Raw genomic sequence first — 20,319 nt, 5'->3', positions numbered from 1 at the left:
AGGCGCTTAAGCCTCGTCCTCGGTGGCGTTGCCGCGGGCGCCGAAGGTGTTGGAGTCCGACATGTCCTTGACGGTGCCGCGGTAGGCGCGGATGGCGAAGGGCGCGGCGACGAGGAAGACGATGCCCACGAGGCCAATGGCCATCCAGGGAATCGGCGTCTCCTTGATCTGCACGTCCTTGCCGTAACCGTTGAGGTTGTTGCCCATGGCGCGCGCCTTGGCGGCGTCCTTCTCTTCCTGGGTCAACTCCTTGCGGTTCTGGAACTCCTGAGGCTGCCGGCGCTGGGGCTGCGCCAGGACAGCGCCGCCCCAGACAAGGGCGAGGACGAGGACAAGCCGGGGGAGGGAGGGGGAGGGCATGGGCCTTCAGCCTAACAGAGCCTCCCGGCGCGGGTGAACAGGGGTTGCTTCGCCCGGCGCGGGGCGTTACGCGCGGCGCATGCTCCGCCTTCCCTTCCTCCTCCTGGCGAACCTCCTCCTGGGGCTGCGACTCCTCCTGGGCCTGCCCTTTCGTCTGATGGCGGCGCGCAAAAGACCCACTTGGATCCGCTTCCGGCTCGCGGGCGAGCTCCCGTACCGGCCGCGCCCCGTGCAACGTTTCCGTCTCGGCGGCGCCACGCCAGAGCCCGCCACGGTGACGTCACTGGAAGCGTTGGGCCGCGCACTCAAGGTGCTGGCCGCGGACCCGAAGGTGGAGGGCATCCTCCTGGAGTTGGAGGGCCTGGGCATCCCGGACGCCAAGCGCGAGGCCCTCCGCACCCTGCTGTCGGACTTCCAGGCCGCCGGCAAGCGGGTGGTGTCCTGGGCGGTGATGGTGGACACGGACGCCTACCCCGTCCTGGGCGCGGCGGATGAGGTGCTGCTCGCACCCATGGGCCGGGTGGAGCTGGTGGGCTACGCCGCCGAGGCCACGGTGCTGGGCGAGGCCTTCGGGCGGGTGGGCATCCACGCGCACTTCGCGCGGCGCGGCGACTACAAGACAGCGCCGGAGCTCTTCACGGACGGCAAGGTGTCCGACATCCAGCGCCAGACGCTGGAGTCCTTCCTGGACGAGCGCTACGGCGTGCTGGTGGAGGCCATCTCCAACGACCGGGGCAAGACGCCGGAGGAGGCGCGGGCGCTCATCGATTCAGGGCCCTACAGCGCGAAGCGGGCGCTGGAGGCGGGGCTGGTGGACGGGCTGGTCCACGAGGCGGACCTGGGCGCGCACCTGGGCCTGGAGGCGAAGAAGGACGAGGAGCCCCCGGTGCCCACCTATGACGCGTACCTGGCGACGCTCGCATTCCCGCCGGTGAAGTGGCGCCGGCTGCGCCGTAAGCCCCGGCTGGCGGTGGTGGACGTGGCGGGCATCATCATCCCGGGCAGCGGTGGCGCGGGCCGGTTCGCGGCGGCGGACTCGGTGGTGAAGGCGCTGCGGAAGGCGGGGAGGGATCCGCGCGCGAAGGCGGTGGTGCTCGCGGTGGGGAGCCCTGGCGGATCGGCGCTCGCGTCCGAGCAGATATTGGAGGCCGTGAAGCGCGTGGCGAAGCAGAAGCCCGTCATCGCGTACGTGGATCAGATCTGCGCGAGCGGCGGCTACATGGCGGCCATCGGCGCGAAGGAGATCTGGTCCGCGCCCCATGCCGTCGTGGGCTCCATCGGCATCTTCGTGGGCAAGTTCGAGTACGGCGAGCTGTTGGAGAAGCTGGGCATCCACCGCACCACGCTGGCGCGGGGCGAGAACGCGGCCTTCTTCTCCTCGTCGCGGGGCTTCACGCCGCACGAGCGCGCCGCATTGGAGCGAGAGGTGGAGGAGGGCTACCAGTCCTTCCTGGAGCTGGTGGCCCAGGCACGCGGCCGCACGAAGGAGGAGATCCACCAGCGCGCGGAGGGGCGTGTCTACTCGGGGCTGCGCGCGAAGGAGGCGGGGCTGGTGGACCGCATCGGCGGCTTCGAGGAGGTCTGCCGCCACGCGCTGGACGAGGCGCGCGTCCCGTCGGACGACTTCGAGTTGGTGCGCTACGGTGATGCTCGCGCGAGGCTGTCGCTGCTCAAGCTGCTGATGGGCGCGACGCACCCGGCCACGTATGCGTTCTGCTCCACGGCGTGGAGCCTCCAGCGCCGACGGTGAGTTCGCGGTTCACGGGACAGCCGTTGCGGATCTCGGGCGAACGCTCCTCGTCCGAAAACCGCAGATTGCTGTTCATGAAAACGAACCCGTACGAAGCACTCCCCGTGGTCCCGTCGTTCCACGTCACGAGCACGGATATCCAAGACGGACAGCTGCTGCACACGGACCACCGCAGCGCGCAGTCCGAGACGGGCGGCAAGGACATCTCGCCGCAGCTGACCTGGTCTGGATTCCCGGCCGCGACGAAGAGCTTCGCGGTCACCGTCTTCGACCCTGACGCGCCCACGCCGAGCGGCTTCTGGCACTGGGCCGTGTTCAACATCCCAGCGGGCGTCAGCGCATTGCCGCGCAACGCGGGGAGCGCCGAGGGAAGGCTCCTCCCGTCGGGCGCGGTGCAGCTCCCCAACGATGCCCGCCTGGCCCAATACCTCGGCGCCGCGCCGCCGCGAGGACACGGGCCGCACCGCTACTTCGTCATCGTGCACGCACTCGATGTGGAGGCGCTTCCGCTCCCCGCGGAGGCCACGCCCGCATACCTCTCGTTCGTGCTCTTGGGTCACACCCTGGCGCGCGCTACGATCGTCCCGACCTCCGTCACGCCCTGAATCATGCGCAGGCCCTCGCCCATTGAACGCACCGCCAGGCTCCTGGACACGACGGCGGCGCTGTACCTCAAGATCCGTCAACGCGAGGCCGACCCCGTCTACGCGGGGGTGGAGTGGCTCTCGGCCGGCCTGATGTACATCCAGCGGGGCGAGAAGGTGCTGCGCCAGGGCGATGAGCCGGTTCACGTCCGGGCCGGTGAGTTCGTGTGGATCTCACCGGGGACCCGCCTCGAAGTGCGCAACGTTCCGGACGAAGGAGGGGAGTACCAGGCCGAGGGCATGCTCATCGCCCCGGAGCTCCTCCTTCAGGCGGATCCGAAGGCGACACCGGGCTCCGCGCGTGTCCAGCGGCTGCGCGCCGACGAGGTTCCCCGGCTCGTCGACGCGCACCACCGATGCATCGAGGCGCTCACGGGGAAGTTCCCGGAAGGAGTCGTGCGTGCACGGGTGCTCGAGCTCATCGCCTGGCTCCGGGATCTCCACGTCGACGTGAGCGCGTCATCGAGCGCGCGCCTCGGCATGAAGCGCCTCGTGTCCCGGGATCCATCGCGGGCGTGGACCCTCACGGAGGTCGCCAGGAAACTCGCCATGAGCGAGGACACGCTCCACCGGAGGCTGACGGGCGAAGCGACGACGTTCAGCAAGCTCCTGACGGAGGTCCGGATGGACCACGCCGTCTCGCTGCTCTGGACGACCGACCTGCCGGTGGGCCACGTCGCCATCGAGGCGGGGTACACCTCGGCCTCTCGGTTCGCGACCCGCTTCCACGAGCGCTTCGGCGTGCTGCCCTCGAAGCTCCGCGCGAAGCGCCCTCAGGAGCGTTGAGTCGCGCCCTTTCACCGGGAGAGTCAGCCCTTTAGCATGCGCGGCATGGCCCGCTCCTGCCCGGTCTGCCCCAGCCAGCCCATGAACGTCGTCCAGGCCTCCGACGTGGAGGTGGACGTCTGTCCGCGCTGCCACGGCCTGTACTTCGACCGGGGAGAGCTGGAGCGCTTTCCGGACCGGCCGTCACTCAAGCCGCTGCTGACCGCGGCGAGGCAGGCCGCATCGCGCTGCCGCACCGGCGGGCACCTCGTCCCACGCGCCATGTCCGTCTGTGCCACCTGCTCCGGCGCGCCCCTGGGCTGTCCCGGCTGCGGCGCGCGGCTGGCGATGGTCAACGCGCGCGTGTGCAACGTGGACCTGTGCACGCACTGCGGTGGCACCTGGCTGGACGCGGGCAAGTTCGAGGCCCTGGAGAAGGCCGAGGTGACGGCCCCCAAGCCCACGCCCGCGACGTCCAAGGGCTGGGAGGTCGCCGCGGCGACGGATGGGGGCGCGGACCCATGGAAGGGTCCAGGCTCCACGGCCGCGTTGCCGCCGTCGGACTCGCCCACGGGCGGACTGGGCGTGCTCTCCCCTCTGGCCTGCGTCCATTGCGGCATCCCGGTCTCCGTGCCCCAGGCGTTCGCGTTCAACGGTGACCTCTACTGCCGCGAGCACCGCCCGAAGGGCGCCGTGTCGGGCAACAGCCTTCCCAGGGACCGGGACCCGTCCAACTACCCGAACCTGGAAAACACGTCGGACGGCGTCGACCTGGCGGACATCGTCGTCTGGCTATTCCGGCTGCTGCGCCGCTGACCGTTCGTCCGCGGGAGCACCGATGGGGCGGACGTCCGGGCATTGCCGGCCCCGGAGCCGGCGTCTACCCTGCCGCGCCAGTGATGACCCGTCTTGCCCCCCTGAGCCTCCTGTTGCTGGGCACCGCCTGTGCCACCATGTCCCGTGAACCGGCCTCGGTCGCGGAGGCGTACGCGAAGGCATTGGTAGAAAACCGGCTGTCGGACGCCTACCGCCTGACGACCGGCACCCCGGAGGGCGAGGGGGCCTTCCTGGACGAGTACTCCGTCGAGGCCGCCCGGAAGGAGCGTGCCGCCGCCGTCCGGGCAGGCTCGGGCATGCTGGAGGCCCGGGCCCCGTCCGTCACGCTGGCCCGCCAGGGGGAGGACTGGCGCGTGGTGGAGTCCCGCCCCGCGGACGTGCCCCGGGCGGCGCTGAAGAAGTTCCTGGACCAGGTGGAGTCCCGCGACTGGAAGGGCGCTTGGGGCCTGCTCGCCTCGCCGCTGAGGGCCCGCTACACGCCGGAGCGCCTGAAAGAGGACTTCGAGCGCGAGCCCCTGGCCAGGGAGCGCCTGCGGCGCGCCCGGCTGGCCCTCAACACCCACGTGCGCGTGGCGGCGGGTGAAGCGCTGTTCCCCCTGGGGGGCGAGCGCGCGGTGCGGCTGGTGCTGGAGGATGGCGAGTACCGGGTGGCAGCCATCGAATGAGGCCCAGAAGCCGGGCGCGATCCGGAGCCGGAGGAAGGCCGGGCGGCCTCCGGGCATGTGCGTTAAACGACGTTGACAGCCCCCGGAGTGCTGGCAATCTCCGCCCCCCTTCGAGCGTGCAAGCGCCCGTTTTCAAAAGGTTTCAGGTGTTCCGATGAGCGTGTCCCAGGCCGATGTGATGACGGCCATGTCGAAGGTGATCGACCCCGAGCTGCACGTCGACCTGGTGAAGGCCGGGATGGTGAAGGACGTGCGCGTCACCGGTGACACGGTGAAGTTGAAGATCGAGCTGACCACGCCCGCGTGTCCCATGAAGGGGAAGATCCAGGCGGACGCGGAAGCCGCGCTCAAGGCGGTGCCGGGCCTGAAGTCCTTCGACATCGAGTGGGGCGCCCAGGTGCGCGGCGTCGCCGGGGGCTCTGGCGGCGGGGCGCTGCTGCCGGGCGTGAAGAACATCCTGCTCGTGGGCGCCGGCAAGGGCGGCGTGGGCAAGAGCACGGTGGCGGTGAACCTGGCCACGTCGCTCGCGCAGCACGGCGCCAAGGTGGGCCTGCTGGACGCGGACTTCTACGGCCCCTCGGTGCCGCTGATGACGGGCACCGCGGACAAGCGCCCGGTCAGCCCCAACGGCAAGACGCTGGATCCGCTGGTCGCCCACGGCATGAAGATCATGTCCATCGGCTTCCTGGTGGAGGCGGATCAGGCCCTCATCTGGCGCGGCCCCATGCTCCACGGCGCCCTCATGCAGCTGGTGCGCGACGTGAACTGGGGTGAGCTGGACTACCTCATCCTGGACCTGCCCCCGGGCACGGGCGACGTGGCGCTGACGCTGTCCCAGTCCGTGCGGGCCGCGGGCGCGGTGCTGGTGACGACGCCGCAGGACGTGGCGCTGGCGGACGTGGTGCGCGCCAAGCAGATGTTCGACAAGGTCCACATCCCCGTGCTGGGCATCGTGGAGAACATGAGCCAGTTCATCTGCCCGCACTGCAACAAGAGCACGCCCATCTTCAACCATGGCGGCGGGCAGAAGGCGGCGGAGATGTTCGGCATCCCATTCCTCGGGGAGATCCCGCTCGACCTCAAGGTGCGTGAGGCGGGAGACTCCGGCGTGCCGGTGGTGGTGGGGCACAAGGACAGCCCGGAGGCGAAGGCCTTCCAGGACGTCGCTCGCGCAATCGCGGGCCGCGTGTCCGCGCAGTCCATGAAGAGCGTGCCCCTGCCGGTGATGCAGGCCCGGTAGGGCTCAACCGAAGTGTAAGGAGACCGCATGGCCCCGGCCGGCAACGACGACCTCCCGCCTGATCCGCTGTTCGATGACGACTCGGAGCAGCAGTCCGGACGGGAGAACCGCTCGGGCGGCTTCGTGCCGGACTTCGTGCGGCGCATGGCGGTGGCCGGCATGGGCGCGGTCTTCATGGGCGAAGAGGGCATCCGTGCCCTCGCCGGCCAGCTCAAGCTGCCCAAGGAGGCGCTGGGCTTTCTCCTCTCCCAGGCGGAGAAGACCAAGGACGACATCAGCCGCGTCGTCACGGAGGAACTGCGCCGCTTCATGCAGTCGGAGAAGCTGCGCGACGAATTCCTCAAGCTGCTCTCCGGCATGACGGTGGAGGTCAAGGCGCAGATCCGCCTGGTGCCGTCAGAGAAGGCGGAAGAGGCGCCCGCGCCGGAGCATCCCCCCAAGGCCAGCAAGAAGGCCGCGGAGGCGCCCACCGCGCGCGTGGTCATCACGGACGTGAACGCGCGCCGGCCGGCCTCCAAGCGCTCGAAGCGGGAGTAGGGACGTGGCGGAGGAAGTCACCGCGTCGCCCGCGCCTGAAAAGCCGCGTCCTGGCTGGCGCACGCACCCGCTGCCCAAGCGGCTGGCGCTCATCGCCATCGTGGCGGTGGGGCTGTGGCTGTGGAAGGCCACGGACCTGCCGGAGCGTCAGCTCATCTTCCAGTTCACCGGCGACGGCTGGAGCAGCGTGCGCGCCGTGGACCTCCAGGTGGTGGACGACGAGGAGCACATCCTCAAGCGCGAGGAGCTGTTCTTCGCGAACGGCCCGCCCCCGGAGGTGACGTTCAAGATGCGCCTGCCAGAGGGCACCGTCCGCGCGCTCCTGTTCGTGAAGGTGGAGGGACGCGAGCCGCGCGTGCGTCTGGAGGAGCGGCTCACGGTGGGCGAGGGTGAGGCCATCGTCCGCCAGCTGCGCCTCCCCGCCGCCAGTCGTTGACCGGCGTTGACCCTCCTGGGGGCGTGCGTTATGGCCGCCGGCACAGGAGAGAAGACGCCATGGCAACGGAACACATCGTCGTCGTCGGTGCAGGGCAGATGGGCGCGGGCATCGCGCAGGTTGCGCTCCAGGCGGGCCTGCGCGTGTCGCTGGTGGACGTCAACAAGGACGGACTCGCCAAGGGCGCGGACCGCATCAAGGCCGGCCTGAAGAAGCTGGTGGAGAAGGGCAAGCTGGACGCGGCGAAGCAGCAGGCTGCGGAAGCCAACCTGGCCATCTTCACCAGCGCGCGCGACGCGAAGGACGTGGACGTCGCCATCGAGGCCGTCACGGAGAACGAGGACCTCAAGCGCCGCATCTTCCTGGAGCTGGACGAGGTCGTCCGCCCGGGCGGCATCCTCGCCACCAACACGTCCTCCATCCCCATCACCCGCATCGCCGCGGCCACGAAGCGCCCCGAGTCCGTCATCGGGATGCACTTCATGAACCCGGTGCCGGTGATGCAGCTGGTGGAGCTGATCCGCGGCGCCGCGACCAGCGACGAGACCTACGCCACCATCCGCACGATGGCCGAGCGCATGGGCAAGACGACGGTGGTCTCCAAGGACTACCCGGGCTTCATCGTCAACCGCATCCTCATCCCCATGCTCAACGAGGCCTGCTTCGCGCTGATGGAGGGCCTGGGCACCGCGGAGGACATCGACACCGCGATGAAGCTGGGCACCAACCAGCCCATGGGCCCGCTGCAGCTGGCGGACTTCATCGGCCTGGACACGGTGCTCTACATCGCCGAGGTGCTGCACAAGGGCCTGGGTGACTCCAAGTACCGCCCGTGCCCGCTGCTGCGTCAGTACGTGGACGCCGGCTGGTACGGCAAGAAGTCCGGCCGCGGCTTCTACAAGTACTAGCCCTCTTCAGGAGCCACACGCACATGGACTACCAGAACATCAAGTTCGAGAAGGACGGCGCGCTCGCCATCCTCACCGTGGACCGGCCCAAGGCGCTCAACGCGCTCAACAGCGCCACGTTCCACGAGATGGACCACGCGCTGCGCTCGCTGAAGGACGACACGCGCGCGCTCATCGTCACCGGCGGCGGGGACAAGTCCTTCGTCGCGGGCGCGGACATCGCGGAGATGTCCACCATCAGCGCCGCGCAAGCCCGTGAGTTCTCCGCGCTGGGGCACCACGTCTTCGCGTCCCTGGAGAACCTGTCCATCCCCACCATCGCGGCCGTGAACGGCTTCGCGCTGGGCGGCGGCCTGGAGCTGGCCCTGGGCTGCGACCTCATCTACGCGTCGGAGAAGGCGAAGCTGGGCGTGCCCGAAGTCACCCTGGGCGTCATCCCGGGCTTCGGCGGCACCCAGCGCCTCACGCGCCTGCTGGGACGTGCCCGCGCGAAGGAGCTGCTCTTCACCGCGGACCGCATCGACGCGGCGAAGGCGAAGGAGATCGGCCTGGTCCTGGAGGTGCTGCCCGCGGACAAGCTGATGGAGCACTGCAAGGCGGTGGCCGCGAAGATCCTCAAGAACGGCCCGCTCGCGGTGGCCCAGGCCAAGCGCGTGGTGGAGTACGGCGCGGATCAGGACCTGCGCGCCGCCAACGAACTGGAGCGCCAGGGCTTCGCGGTCCTCTTCGGTTCGGAGGATCAGCGCGAGGGCATGGCCGCGTTCCTGGCCAAGCGTCCGGCCAACTTCCAGGGCAAGTGACGTGAAGCACGCGGTCGCGGCCGGGAGCCTGCTGTGCTTCCTGGCCGCGCCGCCGGCCCGGGCGGAGGAGGTCTCCGAGCAGGAGCCCCACGCCCCGGCCCTGGTGTCCTGGAAGCGCACGCTGTGTCTCTACACGCTGTGCTTCCTGGAGCCCGCCATCCCGGACCTGCGCCGCGAGTGGGGCGATGGCGCCCACTGGGTGCTGTCCTGGCCCATCCACCCGTGGGCCACGCCACCGTTGGACGTACCCGGCGTGTTGGGTCCCACGCTCATCCTGTCGCCCTTCGTGGAGCCCCAGCTGAGGCTGCGGCCATCCACGTTCCGCATGCTCGCCGGGGCTCGCGTGTATGCCTTCCCGGACGCGTACCGCTTCGGCGTGCTGGCCGAGGGGGCGGGCGTGTGGGGCGGAGACGGGAAGGGCGGGGTGGCCGGAGTGGGGCTCACCTATGACCTGATTGAACGGCACCGGGACACCCAACCCTGGACGGTGTCGGTGGTGGTGCGCAGGACCTGGACGGACTCGGGGGCTCGCACGGACGTGTCCTTCGACGTGACGGTGCCGCTGGCGATGTTCTTTGGGACCCGGATCCCCGGCCCCGAGGATGGAGGGGCGTCTTCGGAGTAGCCCCGGGGCGGACCCCGTACTATGGGAGGTCCACCATGAACTTCGAGCTGACCGACATCCAGCGCGAGATCCAGCGGCTGTGCCGCGAGTTCGCCGCCAAGGAGCTCATCCCCAACGCCCGCAAGTGGGACGAGCAGCACGCGTGGCCCACGGACGCGGTGAAGAAGCTGGCGGAGCTGTCCCTGCTGGGCATCGCGGTGCCGGAGGAGTGGGGCGGCGCAGGCCTGGACAACGTCTGCTACGCCATCGCCATGGAGGAGATTTCGCGCGGCTGCGCCTCCACCGGCGTGATCATGAGCGTGAACAACTCGCTCTACTGCGACCCGGTGTCCAAGTTCGGCACCCCCGAGCAGAAGGAGCAGTTCCTCAAGCCCTTCGCCAGCGGTGAGAAGCTCGGCTGCTTCGGCCTCACGGAGCCCGAGGCCGGCAGTGACGCCGCCGCCCAGAAGACCGTCGCCGTGAAGCGGGGCGACGAGTACATCATCAACGGCTCCAAGAACTGGATCACCAACGGCCCCAAGGCCGACGCCATCGTCCTCATCACGATGACGAACCGGGAAGCGGGCAACAAGGGCATCACCGCGTTCATGGTGCCCACCAACACCCCCGGCTTCACCCGCGCGGAGCCCGACAAGAAGATGGGCATCAGCGCCGCCTGGTCCTGCTCCATGTTCTTCGAGGACATGCGCGTCCCGGAGAAGTACCGCCTGGGCAAGGAGGGCGAGGGCTTCAAGGTCGCCATGTCCACGCTGGACGGCGGCCGCATCGGCATCGCGTCCCAGGCGCTGGGCATCGCGCGCGCGGCCTTCGAGGAGGCCGTTCGCTACTCCGGTGAGCGCAAGACCTTCGGCAAGCCCATCCGCGACCACCAGGCCATCCAGTTCATGATCGCGGACATGGCCATGGAGATCGACGCGGCCCGCCTGCTCGTGTGGCGCGCGGCGCTGATGAAGGACAAGGGCGTGCGTCACAGCCCGGAGAGCGCCATGGCCAAGCTCTACGCCAGCGAGATGGCCAGCCGCGTGGCCAACAAGGCCCTGCAGATCCACGGCGGCATGGGCTACAGCAAGGAGATGGACGCCGAGCGCCACGTGCGCGACGCGCGCATCACCGAAATCTACGAGGGGACGAGCGAGATCCAGCGCATCGTCATCTCCGCCAACCTGCTGAAGGAGTAGTCCCCCGGCCATGAAACGCGCGCTCCTCCCCGTGCTGTTCCTGTCCCTGGGCCTGGCGTCTCCGCTGGCGCTCGCCCAGGGCACCTCGAAGAAGAAGGCCGCGGCCACGCCGGCTCCGGCCACGACGTCCGCGCCCAAGAAGGACGACGGGCTGGACGTCAGCAAGCTGCCCTTCACCCCGGACTCCATCCGCCAGGTGATCGCCCACCACATGCCTCGGATCCAGGAGTGCTACGAGGACCACATGGTGGAGAAGGACAAGAAGGTGGAAGGCCTGCTCCGGACCACCTTCACCATCACCGCGGAAGGCGCCGTGCGCAGCGCGAAGATCGACAAGCACGGCAGCACGCTGAAGGACGCGGGCCTCAACGACTGCGTGGTGGCGGTGCTGTCGTCCCTGGACTTCCCCAAGCCCCCGGACGGCCGCGACCACCCCATCGAGTACCCGTTCAACCTCAAGGCCATCGAGTAGGGCTTCCGAGCCCCCCAAGGACGCCCGCGCCCGTGAACTTCGACCTCACCGAGACCCAGACGCTCATCCGTGACACCGCTCGCAAGTTCGCCCGCGAGCGCGTGGCCCCGCACGCCCGCGCGTCCGACCGCGAAGAGCGCTTCGACCCGGAAGTCTTCAAGGCCCTGGCCGAAGTGGGCCTGCTGGGCGTGAACCTGCCGGGCAAGTACGGCGGCGCGGAGGCCGGCGTGGTGTCCTACGCGCTGGCCATGATGGAGATGGCCGCCGCGGACGCCTCCGTGTCCGTGGCCATGGCCGTCACCAACATGTGCGGGGAGCTCATCCACGCGGTGGGCACCGACGCGCAGCGGGAGAAGTTCGTCACGCGCATCACCTCCGGTGAGGCCGTCGTGGGCGCGTTCGCGCTGAGCGAGCCGCACGCGGGCTCCGACCCCGGCGCCATGCTCACCACCGCCACGAAGCGCGGCGACGTGTACGTGCTCAACGGCAGCAAGCAGTGGATCACCTCCGGCGCCTACGCGGGCGTCATCGTCGTGTGGGCCCGCACGGGTCAGTCCGGCAACAAGGGGCTGTCCTGCTTCATCGTGGAGGGCGGCGCGAAGGGCCTCCACGTGGGCAAGCACGAGGACAAGATGGGCCTGCGCGCGTCCAACACCGTGGGTCTCACCTTCGAGGATTGCGAAGTCCCCGCAGAGAACCTCCTGGGCAAGGAGGGCGACGGGTTCCGTCTGGCCATGATGGCGCTGGACGGCGGGCGCATTGGCATCGCGGCGCAGGCGTGCGGCACCGGCCGCGCGGCGCTGGAAGCGACCGTCTCCTACACCAAGGACCGCAAGGCCTTTGGCCAGGCCGTGGCGGACCTCCAGGGCCCGCGCTTCATGATGGCGGACATGCGCACCCAGCTGGACGCAGCCGAGCTGCTGACCCTGCGTGCCGCCGCCCTCAAGGAGGCCGGCCAGCCGTTCACTCGCGAGGCTTCCATGGCGAAGCTCTTCGCCAGCGAGATGAGCAACAAGGTCGCGGACAAGGCCGTGCAGCTGCATGGTGGTTACGGTTACATCGACGAGTTCCCGGTCGAGCGTTACTTCCGGGACGCGCGCGTGCAGACCATCTACGAGGGCACCAGCGAGGTGCAGCGGATGGTCATTGCCCGGGAAACATTCCGGCGCGAGGGGTAACGCTCCGCTTGTCCCACCTGGGGCGAGCGGGCAGGGGGCACCGGCCGGGTAGGACAGATGCGGACGCGGCCGGGCGTTCATAGAACACGGATCATCACTTGGGGCGGTGCACCGCTTGACTCCTGTAAACCCAGGTGTCTAGGGTGCGCGGCTTCCAACCAGCCTTGCGTTCCCATTCAGGGGACACCCGCGGTCTCCCGTCGCTCCCCGCAGGCGGCCGCGCACCCATTCAAACAGGGGGCAGTTGTACCGTTCCAAGGACTTCCCATTCATGCAGCAGAACGTGAACCAGCAGATCGACGGCGGTGACGAAGACTTCGCGGCGATGTTCGAGGCCTCGCTCAAGGAGCGTGGCGGCGACGGAATCCTGAAGGAAGGCGAGATCGTCAAGGGCACGGTCGTGCAGGTGACGAAGGATTTCGCGATCGTGGACATCGGCTACAAGTCCGAGGGTCAGGTCCCGATCTCCGAGTTCACCAACCCCCGCGGCGAAGTCACCGTGAAGGCCGGTGACCCCGTCGAGGTCCTCCTGGAGAGCCGCGAGAACGACACCGGCATGGTCGTCCTCTCCAAGGAGAAGGCCGACAAGATGCGCATCTGGGACGAGATCTCCGCCGCTTGCGAGCGTGATGAGATCGTCAAGGGCACCATCGTCGGTCGCGTGAAGGGTGGCCTCTCCGTCGACATCGGCGTGAAGGCGTTCCTGCCCGGCTCCCAGGTCGACATCCGCCCTGTGCGCAACCTTGACCAGTACATCTCGAAGGAATTCGAGTTCAAGGTCATCAAGTTCAACAAGAAGCGCGGCAACATCGTCCTCTCTCGCCGCGTGCTGCTGGAGAAGCAGCGCGAGGAGATGAAGAAGGAGACCCTCAAGAACCTCAAGGAGGGTGCGGTCCTCAAGGGCGTGGTCAAGAACCTCACGGACTACGGCGCCTTCATCGACCTCGGCGGCATCGACGGTCTGCTGCACATCACCGACATGTCCTGGGGCCGCATCGGTCACCCCAGCGAGATGTTCAACGTCGGTGACGAAGTGCGCGTCGTCGTCCTCAAGTTCGACCCCGCGCAGGAGCGCGTCAGCCTGGGCCTCAAGCAGATCCAGGAGGACCCGTGGCACCGCGCCGACGAGAAGTACCCCGTCGGTACCCGCGTCGCCGGCAAGGTCGTGTCGATCACGGACTACGGCGCGTTCATCGAGATCGAGCAGGGCGTGGAGGGCCTGGTGCACGTGTCCGAGATGTCCTGGACCAAGCGCCTCAAGCACCCGTCCAAGATCCTGGAGGTCGGCCAGACGGTGGAGGCCGTCGTCCTCGACATCGATCCGAAGGCCAAGCGCATCGCGCTGGGCATGAAGCAGATCGAGCAGAACCCCTGGACGCTGCTCGAGGACAAGTACCCGATCGGCTCCGTCATCAAGGGCCAGATCCGCAACGTCACCGACTTCGGCGTGTTCGTCGGCGTCGAGGAGGGCGTGGACGGCCTGGTGCACGTGTCCGACATCTCCTGGACCCAGCGCATCAAGCACCCGGGCGAGATGTTCAAGAAGGGCGACGAGGTCGAGGCGGTGGTCCTCAACATCGACGTCGAGAACGAGCGCTTCAGCCTGGGCATCAAGCAGCTCCAGCCGGACCCCTGGGAGACGCTGTCCGAGCGCCTGCCCGTGGGCAGCCGCGTGAAGGGCAAGGTCACCAAGGTCACCGACTTCGGCGCGTTCGTGGAGATCGAGCCGGGCATCGAGGGCCTCGTCCACGTCTCCGAGCTGAAGGAAGAGCGCGTGGAGAACCCCCGCGACGTGGTGAGCGAGGGCCAGGATGTCGAGGTGAAGCTCATCGACATCAACACCCCGGACCGCAAGGTGGCGCTGTCCATCAAGGCGCTCATCGGCGAGGGCGAGGACTACCGCGAGTACCTGCGCAAGCAGGCCGAGGGTTCCAAGGCCCGCCTGGGCGACGTCATGGCCTCCAAGCTGAAGAAGTAATCAGCCCAACGTCTTGACGTGAATAGCGGCCGGGTTCCCCAGTGGGAGCCCGGCCGTTTCCATTTGATTCGGCGGAAAGCGCCCGTGATAAGTGCCTTTCCGGCGCTTTTCTCTTTTACAGACGGTTCCCTCTCCAGGAGGCAATTCCATGGCTCGTGAAGTCGTCATCGTGGGCGCGGCTCGTACCCCCATCGGCTCCTTCCAGGGGGCGCTGTCCAAGCTCACCGCTCCCCAGCTGGGCGCCATCGCCATCAAGGCGGCGCTGGAGCGCGCGGGCGTGAAGCCGGAGGCCGTGCAGGAGGTCATCATGGGCTGCGTCCTGCAGGCGGGCGTGGGCCAGGCCCCCGCGCGTCAGGCCACCATCTTCGCGGGCCTCCCGGACACCGTCCCGGCCGTCACGCTGAACAAGGTCTGTGGCTCCGGCCTCAAGGCCGTCATCGCCGCGGCGCAGTCCATCGCCCTGGGTGACGCGGACGTCGTCGTCGCGGGCGGCATGGAGTCCATGTCCAACGCGCCCTACATCAGCCACACGATGCGCGGCGGTTCCCGCATGGGCAACGTGGAGTTCAAGGACGCGATGATCTCCGACGGCCTCTGGGACGTGTACGGCAACGTCCACATGGGCAACTGTGCCGAGGAGTGTTCCACCTCGCAGGGCATCAGCCGCGCGCAGCAGGACGAGTTCGCGCTGGAGTCCACGCGCCGCGCCATCCAGGCCCAGAAGGAAGGCCTGTTCGCGGCGGAGATCGTCCCCGTGCAGATTCCGGGCAAGAAGCCGGATGAGTTCACCACCGTCTCCGAGGACGAGGGCCCCAAGAACGCCAAGCCGGACAAGATCCCGGGCCTGAAGCCGGTGTTCAAGAAGGACGGCACCGTGACGGCCGCCAACGCGTCCTCCATCAACGACGGCGCCGCGGCGCTGGTGCTGATGAGCGAGGAGAAGGCGAAGGCGGAAGGCCGCACCATCCTGGGCCGCATCAAGGGCTACGCGCAGGCCGCCCGCAAGCCGGTGGAGTTCACCATCGCGCCGGCGGACGCCATCAACACGCTGCTCACGAAGCAGAACGTGACGGCCAAGGACGTGGACCTCTGGGAGATCAACGAGGCCTTCTCCGTGGTGGCCATCGCCAACAACCGCATCCTCGGTCTGGATCCGGCCAAGGTGAACGTGCGCGGCGGCGCGGTGGTGCTGGGCCACCCGATTGGCGCGTCCGGCGCTCGCGTGCTCGTCACGCTGCTCCAGACGATGAAGGACCAGGACAAGAAGCGTGGCGTGGCGTCGCTCTGCATCGGCGGCGGCGAAGGCATCGCGCTGATGGTCGAGCGCTGAGGACCTGACCGCATGAACAAGGTCTACGCGAGCGCGGATGAAGCGGTCGCCGACATCCCGGACAACATCACTCTCATGAGTGGTGGGTTCGGGCTGTGCGGCAACCCCGAAAACCTCATCACGGCCCTGCACAAGAAGAACGTGAGGGGCCTCACCATCATCTCCAACAACTGCGGCACCACGGAGCTGGGGCTGGGCGTCCTCCTGCAGAACAAGCAGGTGAAGAAGATGGTCGCCAGCTACGTGGGGGAGAACAAGGAGTTCGAGCGGCAGTTCCTCTCCGGTGAGCTGGAGGTGGAGCTGAACCCGCAGGGCACGCTCGCGGAGCGCATCCGCGCGGGGGGCTGCGGCATCGGCGGCTTCTTCACGCCGACGGGCGCGGGCACCCAGGTGGCGGAGGGCAAGGAGTCGCGCATGATCGACGGGCGGCTCCACGTGCTGGAGACGCCGCTGAAGGCGGACTTCGCCATCGTCCATGCCTGGAAGGCGGACACCTGGGGCAACCTGGTGTTCCACAAGACGGCTCGGAACTTCACCCCCATGATGTGCATGGCCGCCAAGGTCACCATCGTGGAGGCGGAGCACATCGTGCAGCCGGGCGAGCTGGACCCGGACATGGTGCACATCCCGAGCATCTTCGTGCACCGCATCGTGCAGGCGCAGAACCTCCAGAAGTGGATCGAGCGGCGGACCGTCCGCAAGAAGGCGTCCTGAGCCATGCCCCTGACTCGTGAACAGATCGCGCAGCGCATCGCCCAGGAGCTGAAGGACGGCTTCTACGTGAACCTGGGCATCGGCATCCCCACGCTCGTCCCCAACTACATCCCGCACGGGGTGGAGGTGGTGCTCCAGTCGGAGAACGGCCTGCTCGGCATCGGGCCGTATCCGGAGGAGGGGAGCGAGGACCCGGACCTCATCAACGCGGGCAAGGAGACGGTGACGGAAGTGAAGGGCTCCGCCTTCTTCGACTCCGCGCTGTCCTTCGGGATGATCCGCGGCGGCCACATCGACCTGGCCGTGCTGGGCGCCATGGAGGTCAGCGAAGAGGGTGACCTGGCCAACTGGATGATCCCCGGCAAGATGGTGAAGGGCATGGGCGGCGCCATGGACCTGGCCGTGGGTGCCAAGCGCATCTACGTGGCCATGGAGCACGCCAACAAGGACGGGCAGCCCAAGATCCTGAAGAAGTGCTCGCTGCCTTTGACGGGCCTCAAGTGCGTGCACCACATCGTCACGGACCATGCGTTCATGGACGTGACGCCGGAGGGACTGGTCCTCCGCGAGCTGGCACCCGGACTGACGGTGGAACGGGTGCAGCAGCTCACCGAGCCGAAGCTGAAGATCGCGCCCGACCTGCGCGAGATGAAGTTCCAGGTCTGACGTGGAGTGCTAGGGTGCGCTTCCGTTTCCCAGTGTGGGACGGAAGCCACCTTTCCCCGGGGAACGGAGCACCGCATGGCTGATACCTCGGAGAAGCCCGTCCCCGCGCCTCGCGCGCACCGCATCGACCATGAGCTGCCCGTGGCGTACCGCACGGTGGCGGGCTTCGTGACGGACTGGGCGGTGAACCTGTCGCGCGGTGGGCTCTACATCAACACGCCGCAACCGCTGCCGGTGGGCACGGTGGTGCGCCTGTTGGTGTCGCTGCCGGGCGCCAGCTTCCCGGTGGACCTGTCCGGGAAGGTGACCCGCACCAACCCCCAGGGCACGCCGGGCTCCGAGGTGCCGGGGATGGCAGTGGAGTTCCTGGACGTTGACGACGAGAAGCGGTCGCGCATCGAAGCGTTCGTGGAGCGCCTGCGGGAAGCCCTGCCGGCGGACGAGCGTGGCAGTGCGACCCGGAAGTAGGGCGGCCCCACCCAGGCGGCCCCCTCGAGTGCGCCTGCGATGACGACGCTGCCCGAATCCCCCATTGAACTGACGATTGAACGGCTGGGCCAGCTGGGCGAAGGCGTGGCCCAGTGGGAGGGGCGCACCGTCTTCGTGCCCGGCGCCTTCCCCGGCGACACCGTGCGGGTGCGCCTGGAGGTCCAGGGCAAGGTCCTGCGCGGCCTGTTGGGCCAGGTGCTGACGGACGGTGCGGAGCGCGTGTCGTCGCGCTGCGTCCTGTCCGAGGCGTGCGGCGGCTGTGACTGGCTGGAGCTGTCCGTCCCGGCGCAGCGGTCCGCGAAGCAGGAGATCGTCCTCTCCACCCTGGAGCACCTGGGCCGCTTGAAGCGCACGGCCTTCACGGTGCGGCCGTTGATGGTGGCGCCTCGGGACTGGGGCTACCGCCGCCGCGCGGTGCTGCACGGGGCGGGGAAGGGGGCGCTCGGCTACTTCGGCCGGCGCACGCACGAGCGCATCCCCGTGGACGTCTGCCCGGCGCTGACACCGGTGCTCACGGCGCTGCCCGGGAAGCTGGCCCCGCTGCTCAAGCCGCTGGCCAAGGACACCGAGGAGGTGCTGCTGCTCGCCGAGGGCGACAAGGCCGCGTTCGCGGTGAACCTCAGCGGCCAGGTGACGGCGCGGCACCTGGAGGCGGCGGAGGCGGCTGTGCGTGCCCTGCGGCTGGAGGGCGCGGTGCTGGTGCCCAAGGAGGGCTCAGCGCGGCTCATCGGCCGGCCGGTGCTGCGCTCGCTGTCCCCGCTGCGCCCCGAGGTGCCGGTGTACCTGCGGCCGGATGCGTTCGCGCAGGCGCACGCGGAGGCCAACGTGGGGCTCGTCACGGCGGCCCTGTACGAGCTGGGGGCTAAGGAGACGGACTCCGTGCTGGAGCTGTACTCCGGCAACGGCAACTTCACGTTCCCGCTGGCGGGCACGGCCGGGTCGGTGCTGGGCGTGGAGTCGTCGCCGGTGGGCGTGGAGTTGGCGCAGCGGAGTGCTCGCGAGGGTGGGGTGGCCAACGTGCGCTTCATCCAGGGCGACGCGCGCAAGGTGTGCGACGGGCTGGTGGCGGAGGGGCGTTCGTTCGACCTGTGCCTCGCGGATCCGCCTCGGGCCGGGGCTCCGGGCCTGGCGAAGTGGATGCGCGCGCTGAACGTGCGCCGGGTCGTCTACGTGGCGTGCGACCCGGCTTCGCTGGCGCGCGACGCGGCGGGGCTGGTGGAGGCCGGTTACAAGCCGGTGGCGCTCCAGGTGGTGGACATGTTCCCGCAGACGCACCACGTGGAAGCGGTGATGTCGTTCGAACGGGGAGCCTGACGCACCATGGACGCCCGCATCGTCGAGTTCGCCGAAGTCCTCCGCCAGAACGGCGTGCGCGTCAGCACGTCCGAGGTGCAGGACGCCCTGCGCGCCACGGCGGAAGTGGGCGTCCAGGACCGGAGCCTGTTCCGCTCCGTGCTGCGCGCCACGCTGGTGAAGCGCGAGCTGGACGTGGAGACGTTCCGCCGCGCGTTCGACTTCTACTTCTCCGGCGCGGCCCGCACGTTCGAGGCCATCGACAAGTCGCTGGCGAAGCAGCTGGAGGAAGAGGGCTATCTGGAAGGCGACCTGCTGAAGATGGTCATCTACCAGATGAACCTGCTGGCGCCGGAGATGTCCCCGCTCGCGCAGGCCATCCTCGCGGGCGACCGCGCGCGGCTGGCGCAGATCTTCCGTCAGGCGTCGCTCCAACTGGACCTGGGGCAACTGGAGAGCCCTCTGCAGACGGGGTTCTTCACGCGGCGGATGCTCGCGGGCGCGGGCATGGAGCGGGCGCGCTCCGACCTCAAGTCGATGGAGGACGAGCTGAAGGCTCGCGGGCTCCATGCCGAGGGCGTGGAGATCGTCTCGCGCCACGTGGCCGCGGCGATGCGCAAGATTGAAGACGCCGCTCGCGCGGAGGTGAAGCGTCAGTCCGAGGCTCGCATCCGCCGCCGCACGGACAACGTCACGGAGAAGCCGCTGCACCTGCTCACGCAGGCGGAGGTGGACCAGATGGAGGCCGCCGTCCGCACGATGGCGGAGAAGCTCAAGAGCCGGATGATCCGCAAGCAGCGCTCGCACCGGCGCGGGTCGCTGCACGCCCAGCGCACGCTGCGCCGGAACATGCCGTGGGACGGCATCCCCATGGTGCCCGTGTTCCGCACCCGCAGGCCGGAGCGCCCGGAGTTGGTGGTGCTCTGCGACGTGTCCGACTCCGTGCGCAATGCGTCCCGGATGATGCTGCTGTTCATGCACACGATGCAGTCGCTGTTCGTGCGCGTGCGCTCGTTCGTCTTCGTGTCCGACGTGGGCGAAGTCACCCAGTTCTTCAAGGACCTGGACGTGAGCGAGGCCATCGACGCGGCGACCGCAGGGCGCACCGTGTCCATGAGCTCCAACTCCAACTACGGCCGTGCGCTGGCGGACTTCACGCGCGACCACCTGGGCAGCATCACGCGCCGCACCACCGTGATGATCATTGGCGACGGCCGCAACAACTACAACGCGAGCAACGCCTGGGCCCTCAAGGACCTGAAGCGCAAGGCCAAGCGCGTGCTGTGGATCTGCCCCGAGGACCGGGGCAACTGGGGCATCGGCGACAGCGAGATGCTCACCTACGAGAAGCACTGCACCCAGGCCGTGGTCGTCACCTCTGTGTCGGACCTGGCCCGCATCGCCGAACAGCTCGTCCCCGTCTGAAAACCCTTTCGCACCCGAGGAGCGCCCCC

22 protein-coding genes are annotated in these 20,319 nt (G+C 68.8%); 21 read left to right on the top strand and 1 reads right to left on the bottom strand.

The window, feature by feature from the left end:
• Positions 1-6: 6 nt before the first annotated feature.
• Positions 7-360 (bottom strand): hypothetical protein, encoded by a 354-nt coding sequence (locus D7Y04_RS34650; RefSeq protein ID WP_120579930.1) that lies wholly within the window; start codon positions 358-360, stop codon positions 7-9.
• 79 nt (positions 361-439) lie between these two features.
• Between D7Y04_RS34650 and sppA the strand changes: the two genes are divergently transcribed.
• The 21 genes from sppA (at position 440) to D7Y04_RS34545 (ending at position 20,290) form a co-directional block, all read left to right on the top strand.
• Positions 440-2,110 carry a signal peptide peptidase SppA gene (gene sppA, locus D7Y04_RS34645; RefSeq protein ID WP_121762089.1) on the top strand — a complete coding sequence of 557 codons (1,671 nt, stop codon included), beginning with the start codon at positions 440-442 and terminating at the stop codon, positions 2,108-2,110.
• A 74-nt stretch (positions 2,111-2,184) separates the two neighbouring features.
• Entirely contained in the window at positions 2,185-2,715 is a 531-nt protein-coding gene (locus D7Y04_RS34640; RefSeq protein WP_121762204.1) for a YbhB/YbcL family Raf kinase inhibitor-like protein, read from the top strand.
• A 3-nt stretch (positions 2,716-2,718) separates the two neighbouring features.
• A complete protein-coding gene (locus D7Y04_RS34635; RefSeq protein ID WP_121762088.1) occupies positions 2,719-3,540 on the top strand; it encodes an AraC family transcriptional regulator in 822 nt (273 codons plus the stop codon).
• 45 nt (positions 3,541-3,585) lie between these two features.
• Positions 3,586-4,335, top strand: a complete 750-nt coding sequence (locus D7Y04_RS34630) for a zf-TFIIB domain-containing protein (protein WP_158627636.1) — start codon at positions 3,586-3,588, stop codon at positions 4,333-4,335.
• An 83-nt stretch (positions 4,336-4,418) separates the two neighbouring features.
• Positions 4,419-5,021: a hypothetical protein gene (locus D7Y04_RS34625; RefSeq protein WP_147477258.1), complete on the top strand. Its 603-nt coding sequence runs from the start codon at positions 4,419-4,421 to the stop codon at positions 5,019-5,021.
• 154 nt (positions 5,022-5,175) lie between these two features.
• The gene (gene apbC / locus D7Y04_RS34620; RefSeq protein ID WP_121762085.1) at positions 5,176-6,261 is read left to right on the top strand and encodes an iron-sulfur cluster carrier protein ApbC; all 1,086 of its coding nucleotides are present in this window, start codon (positions 5,176-5,178) and stop codon (positions 6,259-6,261) included.
• A gap of 27 nt (positions 6,262-6,288) precedes the next feature.
• On the top strand, positions 6,289-6,798 hold the full coding sequence (locus D7Y04_RS34615) for a hypothetical protein (RefSeq protein ID WP_121753391.1): 510 nt from the start codon (positions 6,289-6,291) through the stop codon (positions 6,796-6,798).
• Between the two features lie 4 nt (positions 6,799-6,802).
• Positions 6,803-7,234 carry a hypothetical protein gene (locus D7Y04_RS34610; protein WP_121762084.1) on the top strand — a complete coding sequence of 144 codons (432 nt, stop codon included), beginning with the start codon at positions 6,803-6,805 and terminating at the stop codon, positions 7,232-7,234.
• Between the two features lie 59 nt (positions 7,235-7,293).
• Positions 7,294-8,142 (top strand): 3-hydroxyacyl-CoA dehydrogenase family protein, encoded by an 849-nt coding sequence (locus D7Y04_RS34605; protein ID WP_121762083.1) that lies wholly within the window; start codon positions 7,294-7,296, stop codon positions 8,140-8,142.
• A 23-nt stretch (positions 8,143-8,165) separates the two neighbouring features.
• Positions 8,166-8,942 (top strand): enoyl-CoA hydratase-related protein, encoded by a 777-nt coding sequence (locus tag D7Y04_RS34600; protein WP_120579923.1) that lies wholly within the window; start codon positions 8,166-8,168, stop codon positions 8,940-8,942.
• A gap of 1 nt (position 8,943) precedes the next feature.
• Positions 8,944-9,567, top strand: a complete 624-nt coding sequence (locus D7Y04_RS34595) for a hypothetical protein (RefSeq protein WP_121762082.1) — start codon at positions 8,944-8,946, stop codon at positions 9,565-9,567.
• A gap of 35 nt (positions 9,568-9,602) precedes the next feature.
• Positions 9,603-10,745 (top strand): acyl-CoA dehydrogenase, encoded by a 1,143-nt coding sequence (locus D7Y04_RS34590; protein WP_121762081.1) that lies wholly within the window; start codon positions 9,603-9,605, stop codon positions 10,743-10,745.
• Between the two features lie 10 nt (positions 10,746-10,755).
• Positions 10,756-11,217, top strand: a complete 462-nt coding sequence (locus D7Y04_RS34585; protein WP_121753110.1) for an AgmX/PglI C-terminal domain-containing protein — start codon at positions 10,756-10,758, stop codon at positions 11,215-11,217.
• A 32-nt stretch (positions 11,218-11,249) separates the two neighbouring features.
• A complete protein-coding gene (locus tag D7Y04_RS34580) occupies positions 11,250-12,395 on the top strand; it encodes an acyl-CoA dehydrogenase family protein (protein WP_120596117.1) in 1,146 nt (381 codons plus the stop codon).
• Between the two features lie 271 nt (positions 12,396-12,666).
• Positions 12,667-14,373: a 30S ribosomal protein S1 gene (locus D7Y04_RS34575; RefSeq protein WP_120563302.1), complete on the top strand. Its 1,707-nt coding sequence runs from the start codon at positions 12,667-12,669 to the stop codon at positions 14,371-14,373.
• A gap of 148 nt (positions 14,374-14,521) precedes the next feature.
• Complete coding sequence (locus D7Y04_RS34570; RefSeq protein ID WP_121753108.1) at positions 14,522-15,703, top strand: thiolase family protein; 1,182 nt, start codon at positions 14,522-14,524, stop codon at positions 15,701-15,703.
• Positions 15,704-15,715: 12 nt separating this feature from the next.
• On the top strand, positions 15,716-16,417 hold the full coding sequence (locus D7Y04_RS34565) for a CoA transferase subunit A (RefSeq protein WP_121762080.1): 702 nt from the start codon (positions 15,716-15,718) through the stop codon (positions 16,415-16,417).
• 3 nt (positions 16,418-16,420) lie between these two features.
• The gene (locus tag D7Y04_RS34560) at positions 16,421-17,083 is read left to right on the top strand and encodes a CoA transferase subunit B (protein WP_121762079.1); all 663 of its coding nucleotides are present in this window, start codon (positions 16,421-16,423) and stop codon (positions 17,081-17,083) included.
• A gap of 75 nt (positions 17,084-17,158) precedes the next feature.
• On the top strand, positions 17,159-17,551 hold the full coding sequence (locus D7Y04_RS34555) for a TIGR02266 family protein (RefSeq protein ID WP_120563245.1): 393 nt from the start codon (positions 17,159-17,161) through the stop codon (positions 17,549-17,551).
• Positions 17,552-17,590: 39 nt separating this feature from the next.
• Positions 17,591-18,886, top strand: coding sequence for a class I SAM-dependent RNA methyltransferase (locus D7Y04_RS34550; RefSeq protein ID WP_121762078.1), 1,296 nt, complete (start codon positions 17,591-17,593; stop codon positions 18,884-18,886).
• 6 nt (positions 18,887-18,892) lie between these two features.
• Positions 18,893-20,290: a VWA domain-containing protein gene (locus D7Y04_RS34545; protein WP_120596115.1), complete on the top strand. Its 1,398-nt coding sequence runs from the start codon at positions 18,893-18,895 to the stop codon at positions 20,288-20,290.
• Positions 20,291-20,319: the final 29 nt, after the last annotated feature.

Origin of the sequence: Corallococcus sp. AB038B (genome assembly GCF_003668955.1) — a bacterium.
Classification (GTDB): domain Bacteria; phylum Myxococcota; class Myxococcia; order Myxococcales; family Myxococcaceae; genus Corallococcus; species Corallococcus exiguus.
Note: the sequence above shows the minus strand (reverse complement) of the source record. Positions and strands in the feature narration are given on the sequence as shown.

Coding starts and splice junctions, on each gene's coding strand:
- D7Y04_RS34650 (WP_120579930.1), bottom strand. CDS start 360: ATGCCCTCCCCCTCCCTCCCCCGGCTTGTCCTCGTCCTCGCCCTTGTC.
- sppA (WP_121762089.1), top strand. CDS start 440: ATGCTCCGCCTTCCCTTCCTCCTCCTGGCGAACCTCCTCCTGGGGCTG.
- D7Y04_RS34640 (WP_121762204.1), top strand. CDS start 2,185: ATGAAAACGAACCCGTACGAAGCACTCCCCGTGGTCCCGTCGTTCCAC.
- D7Y04_RS34635 (WP_121762088.1), top strand. CDS start 2,719: ATGCGCAGGCCCTCGCCCATTGAACGCACCGCCAGGCTCCTGGACACG.
- D7Y04_RS34630 (WP_158627636.1), top strand. CDS start 3,586: ATGGCCCGCTCCTGCCCGGTCTGCCCCAGCCAGCCCATGAACGTCGTC.
- D7Y04_RS34625 (WP_147477258.1), top strand. CDS start 4,419: ATGACCCGTCTTGCCCCCCTGAGCCTCCTGTTGCTGGGCACCGCCTGT.
- apbC (WP_121762085.1), top strand. CDS start 5,176: ATGAGCGTGTCCCAGGCCGATGTGATGACGGCCATGTCGAAGGTGATC.
- D7Y04_RS34615 (WP_121753391.1), top strand. CDS start 6,289: ATGGCCCCGGCCGGCAACGACGACCTCCCGCCTGATCCGCTGTTCGAT.
- D7Y04_RS34605 (WP_121762083.1), top strand. CDS start 7,294: ATGGCAACGGAACACATCGTCGTCGTCGGTGCAGGGCAGATGGGCGCG.
- D7Y04_RS34600 (WP_120579923.1), top strand. CDS start 8,166: ATGGACTACCAGAACATCAAGTTCGAGAAGGACGGCGCGCTCGCCATC.
- D7Y04_RS34590 (WP_121762081.1), top strand. CDS start 9,603: ATGAACTTCGAGCTGACCGACATCCAGCGCGAGATCCAGCGGCTGTGC.
- D7Y04_RS34585 (WP_121753110.1), top strand. CDS start 10,756: ATGAAACGCGCGCTCCTCCCCGTGCTGTTCCTGTCCCTGGGCCTGGCG.
- D7Y04_RS34575 (WP_120563302.1), top strand. CDS start 12,667: ATGCAGCAGAACGTGAACCAGCAGATCGACGGCGGTGACGAAGACTTC.
- D7Y04_RS34570 (WP_121753108.1), top strand. CDS start 14,522: ATGGCTCGTGAAGTCGTCATCGTGGGCGCGGCTCGTACCCCCATCGGC.
- D7Y04_RS34565 (WP_121762080.1), top strand. CDS start 15,716: ATGAACAAGGTCTACGCGAGCGCGGATGAAGCGGTCGCCGACATCCCG.
- D7Y04_RS34560 (WP_121762079.1), top strand. CDS start 16,421: ATGCCCCTGACTCGTGAACAGATCGCGCAGCGCATCGCCCAGGAGCTG.
- D7Y04_RS34555 (WP_120563245.1), top strand. CDS start 17,159: ATGGCTGATACCTCGGAGAAGCCCGTCCCCGCGCCTCGCGCGCACCGC.
- D7Y04_RS34550 (WP_121762078.1), top strand. CDS start 17,591: ATGACGACGCTGCCCGAATCCCCCATTGAACTGACGATTGAACGGCTG.
- D7Y04_RS34545 (WP_120596115.1), top strand. CDS start 18,893: ATGGACGCCCGCATCGTCGAGTTCGCCGAAGTCCTCCGCCAGAACGGC.